This window comes from Streptomyces sp. NPDC107500, assembly GCF_055582785.1.
Genome location: NZ_JBVJPF010000002.1, coordinates 944,909 through 959,296, shown reverse-complemented (window position 1 = coordinate 959,296; position 14,388 = coordinate 944,909). Strand labels below are relative to the sequence as shown.

14 protein-coding genes are annotated in these 14,388 nt (G+C 74.0%); 7 read left to right on the top strand and 7 right to left on the bottom strand.

The annotated features are described in order from the left end of the window. Positions 1–4 precede the first annotated feature (4 nt). Together ACZ67M_RS10295 and ACZ67M_RS10290 are read right to left on the bottom strand one after the other, a co-directional pair. Complete coding sequence (locus ACZ67M_RS10295) at positions 5–850, bottom strand: PaaX family transcriptional regulator (protein ID WP_392012484.1); 846 nt, start codon at positions 848–850, stop codon at positions 5–7. After that, positions 847–2,535: an AMP-binding protein gene (locus ACZ67M_RS10290; RefSeq protein ID WP_361364984.1), complete on the bottom strand. Its 1,689-nt coding sequence runs from the start codon at positions 2,533–2,535 to the stop codon at positions 847–849. Before ACZ67M_RS10290 ends, ACZ67M_RS10295 begins: the two co-directional genes overlap by 4 nt. Before the next feature lie 65 nt (positions 2,536–2,600). Here ACZ67M_RS10290 and ACZ67M_RS10285 point away from each other — a divergent pair, with 65 nt between their 5' ends. Genes ACZ67M_RS10285 through ACZ67M_RS10275 form a run of 3 tightly spaced genes read left to right on the top strand, consistent with a single transcriptional unit; the run spans position 2,601 to position 5,242 of the window. Further along, positions 2,601–3,977, top strand: a complete 1,377-nt coding sequence (locus tag ACZ67M_RS10285) for an acyl-CoA dehydrogenase family protein (protein WP_469850436.1) — start codon at positions 2,601–2,603, stop codon at positions 3,975–3,977. Beyond that, positions 3,974–4,372 carry a RidA family protein gene (locus tag ACZ67M_RS10280; protein ID WP_361364776.1) on the top strand — a complete coding sequence of 133 codons (399 nt, stop codon included), beginning with the start codon at positions 3,974–3,976 and terminating at the stop codon, positions 4,370–4,372. The genes ACZ67M_RS10285 and ACZ67M_RS10280 overlap by 4 nt, the downstream gene beginning before the upstream one ends. 42 nt (positions 4,373–4,414) lie before the next feature. Continuing rightward, positions 4,415–5,242, top strand: a complete 828-nt coding sequence (locus ACZ67M_RS10275) for an alpha/beta fold hydrolase (RefSeq protein WP_392012476.1) — start codon at positions 4,415–4,417, stop codon at positions 5,240–5,242. Between the two features lie 54 nt (positions 5,243–5,296). Here the strand turns inward: ACZ67M_RS10275 and ACZ67M_RS10270 are convergent, their stop codons facing one another. Next, complete coding sequence (locus ACZ67M_RS10270; protein WP_385802561.1) at positions 5,297–5,506, bottom strand: DUF5999 family protein; 210 nt, start codon at positions 5,504–5,506, stop codon at positions 5,297–5,299. 244 nt (positions 5,507–5,750) lie between these two features. On the opposite strand from ACZ67M_RS10270, the gene ACZ67M_RS10265 reads away from it, so the two are divergent. After that, positions 5,751–6,221: a DUF6299 family protein gene (locus ACZ67M_RS10265; RefSeq protein ID WP_469850434.1), complete on the top strand. Its 471-nt coding sequence runs from the start codon at positions 5,751–5,753 to the stop codon at positions 6,219–6,221. Positions 6,222–6,351: 130 nt separating this feature from the next. On the opposite strand, the gene ACZ67M_RS10260 is transcribed toward ACZ67M_RS10265, so the two are convergent. The 4 genes from ACZ67M_RS10260 to bagM form a co-directional block, all read right to left on the bottom strand. After that, positions 6,352–7,194 (bottom strand): DUF2637 domain-containing protein, encoded by an 843-nt coding sequence (locus ACZ67M_RS10260; protein WP_385802565.1) that lies wholly within the window; start codon positions 7,192–7,194, stop codon positions 6,352–6,354. Positions 7,195–7,574: 380 nt separating this feature from the next. Beyond that, positions 7,575–8,660 carry a prephenate dehydrogenase gene (locus tag ACZ67M_RS10255; protein WP_361364762.1) on the bottom strand — a complete coding sequence of 362 codons (1,086 nt, stop codon included), beginning with the start codon at positions 8,658–8,660 and terminating at the stop codon, positions 7,575–7,577. Positions 8,661–8,791: 131 nt separating this feature from the next. Beyond that, a complete protein-coding gene (bagN, locus tag ACZ67M_RS10250; RefSeq protein WP_392012470.1) occupies positions 8,792–10,285 on the bottom strand; it encodes a bagremycin/ferroverdin biosynthesis UbiD family decarboxylase BagN/FevL in 1,494 nt (497 codons plus the stop codon). After that, on the bottom strand, positions 10,282–10,929 hold the full coding sequence (bagM, locus tag ACZ67M_RS10245) for a bagremycin/ferroverdin biosynthesis UbiX family decarboxylase BagM/FevK (RefSeq protein ID WP_361364756.1): 648 nt from the start codon (positions 10,927–10,929) through the stop codon (positions 10,282–10,284). Before bagM ends, bagN begins: the two co-directional genes overlap by 4 nt. A 59-nt stretch (positions 10,930–10,988) precedes the next feature. Here bagM and bagL point away from each other — a divergent pair, with 59 nt between their 5' ends. From bagL to bagJ, 3 genes are all read left to right on the top strand, one after another. Next, on the top strand, positions 10,989–11,444 hold the full coding sequence (gene bagL / locus ACZ67M_RS10240) for a MarR family transcriptional regulator BagL/FevM (protein ID WP_385802571.1): 456 nt from the start codon (positions 10,989–10,991) through the stop codon (positions 11,442–11,444). Positions 11,445–11,518: 74 nt separating this feature from the next. Next, positions 11,519–12,883: a bagremycin/ferroverdin biosynthesis FAD-dependent oxygenase BagK/FevA1 gene (gene bagK / locus ACZ67M_RS10235; RefSeq protein ID WP_392101201.1), complete on the top strand. Its 1,365-nt coding sequence runs from the start codon at positions 11,519–11,521 to the stop codon at positions 12,881–12,883. Between the two features lie 81 nt (positions 12,884–12,964). Next, a complete protein-coding gene (gene bagJ / locus ACZ67M_RS10230; protein WP_361364747.1) occupies positions 12,965–14,323 on the top strand; it encodes a bagremycin/ferroverdin transporter BagJ/FevB in 1,359 nt (452 codons plus the stop codon). Positions 14,324–14,388: the final 65 nt, after the last annotated feature.

Sequence of the window (14,388 nt, the reverse complement as noted above, 5' to 3'; positions counted from 1 at the left end):
CGGGTCACTCGGTGGGGCTGGTGGGTGCTCCGAGTGCCGCGAAGCGGGAGCCCGCGTCGCGCAGCCGCTCGTGCAGGGCGCGGAAGACGGCGGCCGAGCGCGTGCCCGGCCACTGGGCGGGCAGCAGCCGGGCGGGCAGCCCCGGGTCCGTGTAGGGCAGGTGGCGCCAGGAGTCCAGGGCGAGGAGGTAGTCGCGGTAGGCGTCCTGCGGCGGAGTGTCCGCCCGGGCCTCCCAGTCGCGCAGTACGCGCGCGTGGCGGTCGAGGAACGCCTCGTGCTCCTTGGCGATCGCCGCCAGGTCCCACCAGCGCGCCACGGCCTGCGCGGTCGGTGTGAAACCCAGGTGCTCGCCGCGGAAGAAGTCCACGTAGGAGTCCAGGTCCAGTCGGCCCAGCGTGTGCCGCGTCTCCTCGTACAGCCGGGCCGGGGCGATCCACACGCCGGGGGCCGCGCTGCCGAAGCCGAGGCCGGCCAGCCGGGAGCGCAGGACGTGCCGCTTCTGCCGCTCCGACTCCGGCACGGAGAACACGGCGAGCACCCAGCCCTCGTCGTCGTGCGGGGCCGTGGCATAGACGCGCCGGTCGCCGTCGTCCAGCAACTGACGTGCCTGGGCCGACAGTTCGTAGCCCGCCGCGCCCTCGGCGGTCCGGGCGGGCAGCAGCAGCCCGCGCCTTTTCAGCCGGGACACCGACGAGCGCACGGAAGGGGCGTCCACCGCGACCGCGCCCAGCAGCCGGATCAGCTCCGCGACGGGCACCGGGCCCGGCGCGAAACGGCCGTAGGCGCCGTAGAGCGTGACGATGAGGGACCTCGGGGCGTGCTGCGCGTGCTGGTCGTACACGTTGATCATCTTATGTCGTCGGACAGGAGCCGGTACCGCTGGAGCTTGCCGGTCGCCGTGCGCGGCAGCGCGTCCAGGAAGACGATCTCCCGCGGGCACTTGTACGGCGCCAGCTCCTCCCGCAGGAAGGCGCGCAGCGCCTCGGCGTCCCGGACGGCGCCGTCCTTCAGTACGGCGTGGGCCACCACGATCTGCCCGCGCCGGGTGTCGGGCCGGCCCACCACGGCCGCCTCCACGACGTCCGGATGCCGCAGCAGCGCGTCCTCGACCTCCGGTCCCGCGATGTTGTACCCGGCGGAGATGATCATGTCGTCGGCCCGGGCCACGTACCGGAAGTAGCCGTCGGGCTCCCGTATGTACGTGTCCCCGGTGATGTTCCAGCCGTCGCGCACGTACTCCCGCTGCCGCGGGTCGGCGAGATAGCGGCAGCCCACCGGGCCGCGCACGGCGAGCAGTCCCGGCTCGCCGTCGGGCACCGGCACGCCGGAGGCGTCCTGCACGCGCGCGTGCCAGCCCGGCACCGGGACGCCCGTCGTGCCCGGTCTGATGTCGCCGTCGGCGGCGGAGACGAAGATGTGCAGCAGCTCGGTGGCGCCGATGCCGTTGATGACGCGCAGCCCGGTGTGCTCGTACCAGGCCTGCCAGGTGGCCGCGGGCAGGTTCTCGCCCGCCGAGACGCACCGCCTGAGGCTCGACACGTCGTACCCGTCCAGCTCGTCGAGCATCGCGCGGTACGCCGTCGGCGCGGTGAACAGCACCGACACCCGGTGCTCGGCGACGGCCGGCAGCAGCTGCCTGGGGCCCGCCTGTTCGAGCAGCAGGGCGCTCGCGCCGGCCCGCATCGGGAAGATCACCAGCCCGCCGAGCCCGAAGGTGAAGCCGAGCGGCGGGCTGCCCGCGAAGACGTCGTCCGGGTCCGGCCTGAGCACGTGCCGGGAGAAGGTGTCGGCGATGGCCAGCACGTCGCGGTGGAAGTGCATGCAGCCCTTGGGGCGGCCGGTGGTGCCCGAGGTGAAGGCGATCAGCGCCACGTCGTCGGCCGCGGTGTCCACGGCCGGGTACGGCGTGCCGGGCGCCGTGTCCGCCGCCGTGCGGGCCAGCAGGTCGTCGGGGGCGTCCCCGCCGTACGTCGTGATCCGCAGGCCGGGGATCTCCGCCTTGGCGAGGTCGTCGACGGACCGGACGTCGCAGAGGGCGTGCCGCACCCGGGCGATCTCGCAGATCGCGCCCAGCTCGTGCGGGCGCTGCTGGGCCAGCACGGTGACGGCCACCGCGCCCGCCTTGAGCACCGCCAGCCAGCAGGCGGCCAGCCAGGGCGTGGTGGGGCCGCGCAGCAGCACCCGGTTGCCCGGTACGACGCCCAGCTCGCCGGTGAGCGCGTGGGCGATCCGGTCCACGCGGTCCCGGAGCAGGCCGTAGCTCCAGGTGTCCCCGGTGGCGGTGCGGAAGACCGGGCGGTCGCCGGGCGGGCCGGCGAGCAGCTCGGCGGCGCAGTTCAGCCGCGCGGGGTAGCGCAGCTCAGGCAGGTCGAAGCGGAGCTGCGGCCACTGGTCGGGGGGTGGCAGGTGCTCGCGCGCGAAGGTGTCGACGTGGGCGGAGCGGCTCGGTTCCGCGCGGTGCGGAGCTGCCATGGCGGTTCGCCCCCTTTGTCGTGGTGGGCACGCGCATCGAGCGTATCGCGTTGGTGACGACAGTCAACGGTGCGCGATAACCTCGGGTGGGACCCAGCGGCCGCAGCGGAGCAGGGGAAGGACCGGCGATGACCGCATTCTCGCTCGAACCGGCACAGCTCACCTGGTGCGGGGAACTGCGCACCCTGGCCGCCGAACGGCTGCGTCCGTTGGCGGACAAGGGGGAGCCCGGCCACGTCAACCGTGCCCTCGTCGCCGAACTCGGCGCCCTCGGGCTGCTCGACCGCCTGTTCACCTCGGGCGCGCTCGACCTGTGCCTGATGCGCGAGTCCCTCGCCCACGCCTGCACGGAGGCCGAGACCGCCCTCGCCCTCCAGGGCCTCGGCGCCCACCCGGTGCACGCCCACGGCACCGGGGCCCAGCGCGCCCGCTGGCTCCCCGGCGTCGTCGCCGGCACGACGGTCGCCGCCTTCGCCCTCAGCGAGCCCGACGCCGGCTCGGACGCGGCGGCCCTGGCCCTGACGGCGACCCCGCCCGCGTCGCGGCCCGCCGCGGGGGAGCGCGGGGGCGCGGCGACGGAGGCCGCGGGCAGCGGCACGAGCACGGCCCCGTCGGCCGAGTCCGCCTGGGCCACCGGGGGCACCGGCACCGCCGGGGACGCGGTGGCACCCGCCGCCGAGGACGACGCGAACGTGCCCGCGCCCGGGGACCGCGCCGGAGCCGCCGGCGCCCCGTCGGACCCCGCCGTCCTGGGCGCCGACCCCGACGGCGGCTCCGGCTGGCGGCTCACCGGCGAGAAGTGCTGGATCTCCAACGCGCCCGAGGCCGACTTCTACACCGTGTTCGCCCGCACCACACCCGGCGCCGGCGCCCGCGGCGTCACCGCCTTCCTGGTGCCCGCCGACCGGCCCGGCCTCTCCGGCAGCCCGCTCGACATGCTCTCGCCGCACCCCATCGGCGCCCTCGCCTTCGACGCCGTGCCCGTCACCGCGGACGACGTGCTCGGCGAGCCGGACCGTGGCTTCCGGGTCGCGATGGACACCCTCAACCTGTTCCGGCCCAGCGTCGGCGCCTTCGCTGTCGGCATGGCGCAGGCCGCCCTCGACGCCACGGTCGCGCACACCACCTCCCGCGACGCCTTCGGCGGCAAGCTGCGCGACCTCCAGACCGTCGCCCACCAGGTCGCCGAGATGTCCCTGCGCACCGAGGCCGCCCGCCTGATGGTCTACGCGGCGGCGACGGCGTACGACGAGGGCGCCCCGGACGTCCCGCGGCGCGCGGCGATGGCGAAACTCCTCGCCACCGAGACCGCCCAGTACGTCGTCGACCGGGCCGTCCAACTGCACGGCGCCCGCGCCCTGCGCCGCGGCCACCTCCTCGAACACCTCTACCGCGAGGTGCGCGCACCCCGCGTCTACGAGGGCGCGAGCGAGGTGCAGCGCGGCATCATCGCCAAGGAGCTGTACCGCACGCACGACACGACGACCGAGGAGGCCGGTACATGACCGCCGAACGGGTGAACCCGCCCGAACTCTCCCCGCCCACCGGCTTCTCGCACGCCGTCGTCGCGACCGGCACCCGTGTCGTGTTCCTGGCCGGCCAGACGGCCCTGGACACCGACGGCAAGGTCACCGGCGACACCCTCCCCGCCCAGTTCGCACAGGCCCTCACCAACCTCCTGACCGCCCTGCGAGCCGCCGGCGGCACCCCCGCCGACCTCGCCCGCGTCACCGTCTACGCCACGGACGTCGCCGCCTACCGCACCCACGCCGCCGACCTCGGCCGCACCTGGCGCCGGCTGGCCGGCCGCGACTACCCGGCGATGGCGGTCGTGGAGGTCGTACGCCTCTGGGACGAACGGGCGCTGGTGGAACTCGACGGCTTCGCGGTCCTGCCCTAGGGCCCACTGCCGCGAAGCGCCCGCCCGCCCTAGAGTTCCGGCATGCCGGACATCGAGCTGAGCGCGGGGACCATCGAGTACGAGGACACCGGCGGGGACGGCCCGGTCGTCGTGCTCCTGCACGGGCTCGTCCACGACGCGACCGTCTGGCGCGGGGTTCTCGCCGACCTCCGCGCCGACCACCGGGTGATCGCGCCGACCCTGCCCTACGGCTCGCACCGGCGGCCGCTGACCCGGCCGCCCACGCCGGACCTCGTCAACGAACTGGTCGCGGAGTTCCTCGGCCGCCTCGACCTGACCGACGTGACCCTGGTCGAGAACGACTGCGGACGCGCCCAGACGGTGGCGGCGCGGCACCCGGAGCGGCTGGCACGGCTGGTGCTCGTCGCGTGCGAGGCGTTCGACAACTACCCGCCGGGACTGCCGGGGAAGCTGATCGGCGTCGCCTGCCGCCTGCCAGGCGGCGTGCCCCTGCTGGTCCGCACCCTGGGCCTGAAGCCGCTGCGCCGCCTCCCCGTCGGGTTCGGCGCCCTCACCAAGCGGCCCGTGCCGGACGCGGTCGTCGACGGCTGGCTGCGCCCCCTGCGCACCGATCCGGCGATCCGGCGCGACTTCCGGCACTACAACACCCACGTCCGCGGTGACGAACTGCTGGAGGCCGCCCAGGGGTTGCGGAGGTTCGACCGGCCCGCGCTCGTCGTCTGGGCGACCGAGGACCTGATGATGCCCCGCGCCCACGGCCGTCGCCTGGCCGAACTCCTCCCGCAGGGACGGCTGGTGGAGGTCGAGGACGCCCGGACGCTGATCCCCGAGGACCAGCCGGAGCTGCTCGCCTCCCTGCTGCGGGAGTTCATCGCCGAGAAGCGCTGAGCCGGGAAGCACTGAGCCGGGAAACTCTGAGCGGCCCCCGGCGGACGGCAGGGCTCAGGCCGCCATCGCCAGGTGCCCGGCGGGCATCCGGCGCGGCGCGACCACCCGGCCGTCGGGCCGCAGCTCACCGGTGTCGTCGAAGACGATCGTGCCGTCGCACAGCAGGTTCCACCCCTGCTCCGGGTGGGCGGCGACGACGTGCGCGACGACGGAGTCGGTCGCGGGGGAGTCGGCCGCGGGGCAGGAAGACCGGTGGGTACACATGGCGCACCTCCACGTCGGGAGACCGTCCCGTCGTCGGGACCGTCGCATGAACAGACCGTGCGCCCGCCGGGAACTCATCGCCAAGCCCCGGGCGGCAAGCGTGACAACACCCGGACAACCCGGCGACGGTTCACGGACGGCGGCCGACGCGGACTCGCCACCGAAGGGGTGACGGTCACTGGCCCCGGCCCGTCCGCCCGGTACCAGTGGAACACCCCATTCCAACCGATCGGGAGGTCCCCCCATGCCCGTACGATCCGCGGTTCTCGCCGCGGCCGCCGGCGCCGCCCTGTTCCTGCCCGCCGCCCCCGCCGCGACGGCGGCCTCCACCGACACCCCCGCCGACACCCCCGCCGACACCCCCGCCGTCACGGAGTCCGTGACGGTGGACCGGACCGGCCGCGTCGCCGCCGACGGCACCGTCACCCTCACCGGCACCTACCGTTGCACCGCCGCCGACGGTGCCGTCTTCGTCAGCTCCGTCGTGCGCCAGGGCGACGACTCGTCCGTCCGCCACGGCATCGGCGGCACCCGCGCGGTCTGCGACGGCAAGGAGCACCGCTGGACCAACACGGGCACGCTCTCCACCGGCGCGCTCAAGCCCGGCGCGGCCCACGTCGAGGCGACACTGATGGAGCTGCGGATCACCAGCGTCCTCCCGCTGCCGAGCTTCCACGCGCGGAAGGACCAGGACGTGAAGCTGGTCGCGGGCTGAGCGGACGGCGCCCAATTCCTCCACCACGCCCCGGAGAACGAATTACCCATTCGCTCTCCGGGAAGCGGCGGGAAGGAATTGGGCGCCTTTCGTAAAGACTGAATTTATCCCCGCGGCAAGTCACACAGAGTCATGTTCGCTTCTTGGGTCCCGTGCCCGGCCGGGGTGCGCGCTGGACGCTCTGCCGCTGCTGCGGAAGGGACACCGGGTCCTGGCCGGCCGTGTCCGCCGCCTCGTCGCCCGACGCGTCCGCCGCACGCTGCCGGTGGCGAGGCACCGCCCGCCGGGGCGGCCGGGTGAGCGTGATCTGCCGGACGATCTGCTGGAAGCAGACCAGCGAGGCGAGACCCGGCAGCGCCGCGGCGGCCCCGTCGTTGACCGTGCGCGGCGCCTCCGCGATGCACAGCAGCATCGCGATGGCCGAGAACAGCAGGACGACGGCCCAGGAGTGGACCGCGCGGCGCTGGTGCAGGGCCGACCGCAGCACCGCCAGCGACGCCACCAGCCAGGGTCCGTAGACCAGCAGCGGCCACCAGGACACGACGCTGCCGCGCGTACGCGTGACGGCGGCCAGCCGCAGCGGCTCGTAGGCCACCATGCCGCCGAACAGGCTGACGGAGGCCGCGATGACCGCGGCCAGCGCCGCCACGAACAGGCTCGCGGCGCGCAGCCGGCTCACCTTCGGGCGGCGGACGCGGCGGTGGCTGGTGGGCGCGTCCCTCAACGGGGGGAGTTCCGCGGTGATTTCCTGCAAATTGCTCAGCGGCGTGCCCGGCACCGGCGGCATCGCCGAGGTGTCCATGCCGTACGGGACGGCGGGCTGCTGCTCCACCGCGTCCTGGAGCAGGAAGGCGAGTTCCTCGGCCGGGTCCCAGCCGGGTTCGGGCGGGACGAGGGCTTCCCCGAAGGCTTCCTGGGGTGCCCGGTGCCGCCCGGTGCCCGTGGTGCGGAACGAGCCTTCGCCGTACGGCATGTGAGGGTAGGTGTGTTCTTCGTGCACGACGCGCCGGTCACTCCGCCCGAGGGCACGTGAGGGAGGACTGCGCCCTGCCCCAGCGCTCGGCGAGGCCGGTCTCCAGTTCCGCCATGACGTCCAGGAAGCGTTGCAGGACCGGTTCGGTCACCCGGAGAGGAACGGGGTGCCCGCCTCTGGTCAGGGTTCCGTCACTCGGTGACGGAGAGTGATCTTTGCCGGGCCTGTAGGTGTACGGGCCGAGCGCCGTCAATTCCCCTTGTTCCTCGGTCATATCCGAAGTAACGTCTGCCTACTCCGTCGGATGCGCGGCAGTCGAGTGAACGATTTCTGCGATACTTACCCAATCCCGAATTCACACCGGCTCGGTCCCGGCGCCGTCACCGGCGGATCGACCAGCCGCGTTCGCTCAGGGCGGCGCTCAGCGCGGGGGCCGCCGCGGGGCTCACCATCAGCTGGGCCAGGCCCGCCTGCCGGCCCGTCGCGTGCTCGATGCGCATGTCCTCGATGTTGACGCCCGCGCGCCCGGCGTCGGCGAAGATGCGGGCCAGTTCGCCCGGCTGGTCGCTGATGAGGACGGCCACCGTCTCGTAGGTGGCGGGCGCCTCGCCGTGCTTGCCGGGCACCCTGGCCCGGCCCGCGTTGCCCCGGCGCAGGACGTCCTCGATGCCCGCCGCGCCGCCGCGCCGCTTGGCCTCGTCGGCGGACTGGAGGGCGCGCAGCGACTCGACGGTGTCCTCCAGATCGGCCGCCACCCCCGCGAGCACCTCCGCGACGGGACCCGGGTTGGCCGAGAGGATCTCGATCCACATCCGCGGGTCGGACGCGGCGATCCGGGTCACGTCGCGGATGCCCTGTCCGCACAGCCGCACCACCGTCTCGTCGGCGGCCCGCAGCCGTGCGGCGACCATCGAGGAGACGAGCTGCGGCGTGTGCGAGACGAGGGCGACGGCCCGGTCGTGGGCGGCGGCGTCCATGACGACGGGCACGGCGCGGCAGAGCGCGACCAGTTCGAGGGCGAGGTTCAGCGCCTCCGTGTCGGTGTCCGGCATCGGGGTGAGCACCCAGGGCCGGCCCTCGAACAGATCGGCGCTCGCCGCGAGCGGTCCGGAACTCTCCTTGCCCGCCATGGGATGGGTGCCGATGTACGAGCCGAGGTCGAGGCCCAGGTCCTCCAACTCGCGCCGGGGACCGCCCTTGACGCTCGCGACGTCGGCATACCCGCGCGCCACCCCCGCGCGCATGGCCCCGGCGAGCACGGCGGCGGTGTGCGCGGGCGGCACGGCGACGAGCGCGAGGTCCACGGGGCCGAGGGGCGGCTCGTCGGTGCCGGCGCCGAGGGCCGCCGCCGTCCGGGCCCGGTCCGGATCGTGGTCGGTCAGATGGACGGTGACGCCGCGTCCGGCGAGGGTCAGTGCCGCGGACGTACCGATCAGACCGGCTCCTATGACCAGGGCGCTCCTCATCGGACACCGCCCTCGTGCCGGGTCGCCGCGCGGCGGGGGAGGGCTGCGAGCCCTGCGTGCTGCTGCTCGGTGTTCACGCGCTCCATCCTTGCTTCGGAGGGACCGGCCACCAGGACCACGCCGGTCCGGTGTCAGTCGTCCCAGTGCTCGAGAACCCGGCTCCGGATCCGCTCCGGATACGCCTGGGCGAAGGAACTGTGCGGAAGCCGGCCCTCGCCGGGGGCGGGCAGCAGCCCGTCGTGGAAGACGATCGGGCCGGACTGGGCGGCGCGCTCCTCGTGGGTGTAGCAGTTCAGCAGCGGGTGGACGAAGCCGTACCAGGGCTCCGCCCGGTCCAGGGGGTGGATCCGGGTGGCCAGCGCCCACAGCAGGTCGGTGTCGTCGGCCGGGTCGACGTCGTCGTCCAGGACGAAGGTGGCCGCCGTGGCGCGGCCCGAGTGGGAATCGGAGAGCACCTTTCCTATCCGGTGCGTGAGTTCGGCGGAGTCGACGCCGGGCAGCCGCTCCCGCCAGTCCGGCGGGACGGTCACCACCATCCAGTGCGACGCCGCGCGCAGCGGCGACCAGGCAGTGGTGACCGGCAGCCCGGCGGCCCGCAGTTCCGCCAGGACCTCGGCCGCCTGACCGACGCCCGTCACGGTGTGGAACTCGTCCACCGGCCGGCCCTCGGCCACCAGCGGCCAGATCGGGTCGTCGCGGTGGGTGATGGCCTCGACCGAGTACACCGGCTGCATCGACGTCTCGGTGGAGCCGTACCCGGCGAACTCGCCGAACGGCCCCTCCCGCGCGTCGCGGCCGACGGACAGGTGCCCTTCGATGACGATCTCCGCGCCCGCGGGCACGTCAAGGTCCACCGTCTCGCACCGCACGACGTCGACCGGCTCGCCGTGCAGCGCCCCGATGTAGCCGGCCTCGTCGACTCCGGGCGGCAGCGGGACGCCCCCGACGAACGGGATGGCCGGGTCGCCGCCCTGCACCAGCGCGTACGGCATCGGCTCGCCGATCGCCACCCACTCCGACCAGATCATGCCGATGTGCTGCGCCGGGATGACCAGGCCGGTCATGTGCTTGCCGTCGATCAGCATGATCCGGGCGATGGACCAGTTGGTCCACCGGCCGTCCGGCGTTCTGGCGACGATGATGCCCCAGGTGTTGGCGTAGGGGCCGCCGTCGAACTCGTGGACCCGGGGGACCGGGAAGCGGTCGAGGGTGGCGTCGTCGCCCAGCAGCACGTTCTGCTTGCAGGGCGCGTCCTCCCGCGCGACCCGCCGAGGGGGCACGGGCTTCGCGACGCGGGTGGCGGCCAGGTGGTCGACCAGTTCGGCGGCGGTGGTCCGGGCGGGCAGGCCGACGGACAGGGCGACCCGGGCCAGTGGCCTGCCGGGGGCGGAGCTGAGCGCGGCGGGCGCGCCGAGCAGCCGGAAGCCCGGCGCTACGCCCTCCACGTTCTCGAACAGCGGGGCCGGGGACTCCCGTTCGCAGGAGAGCCGGGTGATCGCGGCGGCCTCCAGGTCGGCGCTCACCGGCCGGGTGACGCGGCGCAGGTCGCCGAGGGCTTCCAGCGCGTCGAGGTAACCGCGCAGCTCACCGAACCGGATCGGCTGCCTGGTCGTGGGGTCGGTCATGAACGGGCGCTCCTCTGCTTCGTACCGTTGTGGCGTGTCGCGGGGGCGTCGGCCGCGGGGCCCGCCCGCCCGGCCGGCGACCGCGGGAAGCCGTTCCAGCGCCGGGCGCCGGCGGTCTCGATCCCGAACTGGTCGAGAACACGCGTGACGATGTGGTCGACGATGTCGTCGACCGACTCCGGCCGGTTGTAGAAGGCGGGCATGGGCGGCACGATCGAGACGCCCATGCGGGCGAGTTCCAGCATGTTCGCCAGATGGATCTCGTTGAGCGGCGTCTCCCGCGGCACCAGAACCATCGGGCGCCGCTCCTTGAGCGTCACGTCCGCGGCGCGGCCCAACAGCCCTTCGGCGTACCCGGCCCGGATGCCGGCCAGCGTCTTCATGCTGCACGGAATGATCACCATGCCGTCGGCGCGGAACGAGCCGGAGGAGATCGACGCCCCCTGGTCGTCGGGGGAGTGGACGACGTCGGCCAGCGCGGCCACCTCGCGGGCGCTCAGCCCGGTCTCCAGCTCCACCGTCGCCCGCGCCCAGCGGCTGACCACCAGGTGCGTCTCCACCCGCGGGTTCCCGCGCAGTTCGCTGAGCAGTCGCACACCCAGTGCCGCTCCGGTGGCGCCGGTCATTCCCACGATCAGCCGCATCCTGCCCCCATCGAACCTTCCGTACACGGAATATCCTTGTACTGAATATACTGGTCGTCATGACGAACACAAGCCCCCGACCCCGGCCACAACTGGAGGACGCGCTGCCGCATCAGCTGCGCCGGGCCGGACAGGCGTGGACGGCGCTGTGGCAGCAGCGCCTGCCCGACCTGACCAGTCCTCAGTTCGCGGTGCTGCTCGCCCTGGACGACCACGGCAGCCTGGACCAGTCCGCGTTGGGGGCCCTGGCCGCCGTCGACCGCTCCACGCTCACCGTCCTGCTCGACCGCCTGGAGGCGCGCGGCCTGGTGACCAAGGAGATGGACCCGGCGAACCGCAGGCGCCGCATCGTCGCCCTCACCGACGCCGGCCGCCGGCGCCTGGCCGAGGGGGTCGAGGAGGCCGCGCTCCTGCACGCACGGGTGGAGGAGCTGCTGGGCGAGGAGCGGACGGGGCAACTGGTCGAGATGCTCCGCGTGATGGGAGACATGCCGCAGCCCACTTCCCCTCAATAGAGGGATGGGCCCTCCGAGCCGGCGCTGGAAGTGTGATCAGCGAACCGACTGGCTCCGCCTGGGAGGGCTGACGCATGTACAGACCGGCAACCGCGCACCGGCTTGCCGGCCGCCTTTCCGGTCCGGTGCTGGGGCCCGGGGACGAGGGATACGCGGCCGAGGTCGCCGGGTTCAACCGCGTCCTGCGGCACCGGCCCGCGATGGTCCTCGGCGCACGGGACGCCACGCAGGTGCGCAAGGCCGTCGCCTTCGCCGCCGAGACCGGACTGCCGACGGCGGTCCAGGCGACCGGCCACGGCCCCTCCCGCGTCACCGACGGATCCGGGCTGCTCATCAACACCCGCCGGATGACCGGCGTGAGCGTCGATCCGGTGGCCCGGACCGCCCGGGTCGAGGCCGGGGCGCGCTGGCGGCAGGTCGTCGACGCGGCCGCCGTGCACGGACTCGCCCCGCTCAACGGCTCCTCACCGCTGGTGGGGGTGGTCGGCTACACCCTGGGCGGCGGCCTCGCGCTGCTCTCCCGCGCGTACGGCTTCGCCGCCGACCACGTCACCGCCGTGGACATCGTCACCCCCGACGGACTGCTCCGCACCGCCACCGCGCAGCGGAATCCCGACCTCTTCTGGGCGCTGCGCGGCGGCAAGGGCAACTTCGGCGTGGTGACGGCCATGGAGTTCGGGCTCGTGCCGGTCACCCGGCTCTACGGCGGCGGCCTCTTCTTCCCCGGTGACGGCGTCGCCGAGGTGCTGCACGCCTGGCGGGCGTGGACGGAGTCCGTGCCGGAGCGGACCGCCTCCTCGCTGGCGCTGCTGAGGATGCCCGACCAGGATCCGATCCCGCCGTTCCCGCGGGGCGGGCTCGTGGTGCACGTCCGCGTCGCCCACCTCGGCCCGGGCGACGAGGGGGAGCGACTGGTCAGGCCCCTGCGAGCCGCCGCCCCGACGCTCGCGGACACGCTGGGGGAGATGCCGTACACCCGCTTCGCGGACATCCACAACGACCCGGCCTTCCCCACCCCCTACGACGAACGCTCCGTCATGCTGCGCGAGCTGGGCCCGGACGCGGCCGACGACCTGCTCCGCCTGGCCGGACCCGGCAGCGGCTGCACGGACGTCATGGTCGAGCTGCGGCACCTGGGCGGAGCGCTCGGCCGGCCGGCCCCGGTGCCGGGCGCGACCGACCACCGCGACGCCCTGTACTGCCTGACCACGCTCGGACCGCCCGGCGGACGCCCGGATCACGTCGTGGACGGCATGGCGCACCACGGAACGGGCCGCAGCCATCTCAACTTCCTCGCCGGACCGGGCACCGCCCGGCTGGCCGCCCGGGGCTACCCGCCCGCCGACTACGCGCGGCTGGGCGAGATCAAGGCCCGCTACGACCCGGACAACCTCTTCCGGTTCAACCACACCATCTCGCCGCGCGCGACGGCCGTCTGAACGCCCCGCGTGACGAACCCCCCGACCGCACGAAGACGCCGACTCGGCACACCTCACGAATCCTGGAAGGGACGACTCTCGATGACCACCAACAGCGCGGTGCAGGCCCCGCCGCGAACCGCACCCGGTGCGGGCTTGACCGGGCTCAGGCTCGGCGCTCTCTTCGGCCCTGTGATCTTCGGAGTGACGGCGGCCGGCGTGGCGCTGCCCGACGTCGCGATGGAGATGGAGGTCCGCCCGGCCGTCGCCGGCTGGGTGCTGACGGCGCACGCCCTCGCACTCGGCGTGGGCACCGCGTTCTTCGGGCGGCTCTCCGAGAAGTGGGGGGTGCGCAACTCCCTCCTCACCGGCGCCCTGTTCCTCGCCGTCGGCGCGGTGCTGTGCCTGGTCGCCCAGGACTTCGGCACCTTGATCGCCGGCCGGTTCGTGCAGGCGGCGGGCTCCGGCGCCATCACCTCCAGCGCCCTCACGCTCGCCTCGGCGGCGGCGCCCGAACAGCGGACGAAGATCCTGGCCATCTTCGGCGCGTCCATGGCCCTGTTCTCCTCCACCGCCACCCTCATGGGCGGCATGGTGACGGACTGGCTGGACTGGCGGCTGACCCTGGTGCTGCCGGCGCTCTCGCTGCTGCTGGTGCCCTTCTGCCTGGAGCTCGCGGCCTCCCGCCCCGGCTACGGCAAGGCCGTCGACGTGCCCGGCGGGGTGCTGCTGGGCGCGGGCGCGACCTCGCTGCTGCTGCTCATCCAGGCCTCCTCCCTCGACCTCGACACCCCGTTGGTCATCGGACTGGCGGTGCTCCTCGTGGTGTCGGTGGCCGGCCTGCTGGCCCGGATCGGCAAGCGGCCCGACGGCTTCCTCCCCCGCGACCTGGCCACCGACCGCACCTTCCTGACCTCCGCGATGATCGGCGTCGGCGGCTACGCCGGGCTGTTCGCCGCCATGTACGCGGTGCCGCAGATCCTCGCCATCCAGTACGGCTGGGGCGTGTTCAAGATCGGTGCCTGGCTGCTGCCGGGCGCGGTGGTCGGCGCCGTGGCCGCCCGGGTGGCCAGCAAGCTCACCGTCGGCAAGGGCGGCAGCCTGCTGCTCGCCGTGACCGCCGTGAGCTGCGCGGTGTTCCTCGGCATCGTCGGCCTCGTCGACGGCGGCATCGTCGTGATGCTCATCGGCACCTCCATGGGCATGGCGACCTTCGCCGCCACGCAGGTGCTCACCACCGCGGTGCTCTCCAGCCGCCTGGAGCCCGCCCGGCGCGGTGGCGCCATGGGCGTGCTCAACCTGCTGTTCTTCGTCGGCGGCGGGATCGGCTCGGCCGCGGCCGGAGCCCTCTCCGAGCACATGGACCTCACCAGCGCGCTCGCCGTCGTCGCGGCGCTCCCGCTGCTGGCCGGTCTGATCGCCCTGACCCTCCCGCCCGCCCGGGCGCAGCAGGAGGCCTGACCCGCACGGCGCCGAGCCGGCAATGCCCCTCCTCCCGGTCCACTTCGTCGGAGACCAGGGGGAGG

Bases quoted from the DNA above. Each gene is read 5' to 3' on its own strand.
- ACZ67M_RS10255 (WP_361364762.1), bottom strand. From the start codon at position 8,660: ATGAGGAGCGCCCTGGTCATAGGAGCCGGTCTGATCGGTACGTCCGCG.
- ACZ67M_RS10295 (WP_392012484.1), bottom strand. From the start codon at position 850: ATGATCAACGTGTACGACCAGCACGCGCAGCACGCCCCGAGGTCCCTC.
- bagJ (WP_361364747.1), top strand. From the start codon at position 12,965: ATGACCACCAACAGCGCGGTGCAGGCCCCGCCGCGAACCGCACCCGGT.
- ACZ67M_RS10270 (WP_385802561.1), bottom strand. From the start codon at position 5,506: ATGTGTACCCACCGGTCTTCCTGCCCCGCGGCCGACTCCCCCGCGACC.
- ACZ67M_RS10260 (WP_385802565.1), bottom strand. From the start codon at position 7,194: ATGCCGTACGGCGAAGGCTCGTTCCGCACCACGGGCACCGGGCGGCAC.
- ACZ67M_RS10265 (WP_469850434.1), top strand. From the start codon at position 5,751: ATGCCCGTACGATCCGCGGTTCTCGCCGCGGCCGCCGGCGCCGCCCTG.
- bagL (WP_385802571.1), top strand. From the start codon at position 10,989: ATGACGAACACAAGCCCCCGACCCCGGCCACAACTGGAGGACGCGCTG.
- bagN (WP_392012470.1), bottom strand. From the start codon at position 10,285: ATGACCGACCCCACGACCAGGCAGCCGATCCGGTTCGGTGAGCTGCGC.
- ACZ67M_RS10275 (WP_392012476.1), top strand. From the start codon at position 4,415: ATGCCGGACATCGAGCTGAGCGCGGGGACCATCGAGTACGAGGACACC.
- ACZ67M_RS10285 (WP_469850436.1), top strand. From the start codon at position 2,601: ATGACCGCATTCTCGCTCGAACCGGCACAGCTCACCTGGTGCGGGGAA.
- bagK (WP_392101201.1), top strand. From the start codon at position 11,519: ATGTACAGACCGGCAACCGCGCACCGGCTTGCCGGCCGCCTTTCCGGT.
- ACZ67M_RS10280 (WP_361364776.1), top strand. From the start codon at position 3,974: ATGACCGCCGAACGGGTGAACCCGCCCGAACTCTCCCCGCCCACCGGC.
- bagM (WP_361364756.1), bottom strand. From the start codon at position 10,929: ATGCGGCTGATCGTGGGAATGACCGGCGCCACCGGAGCGGCACTGGGT.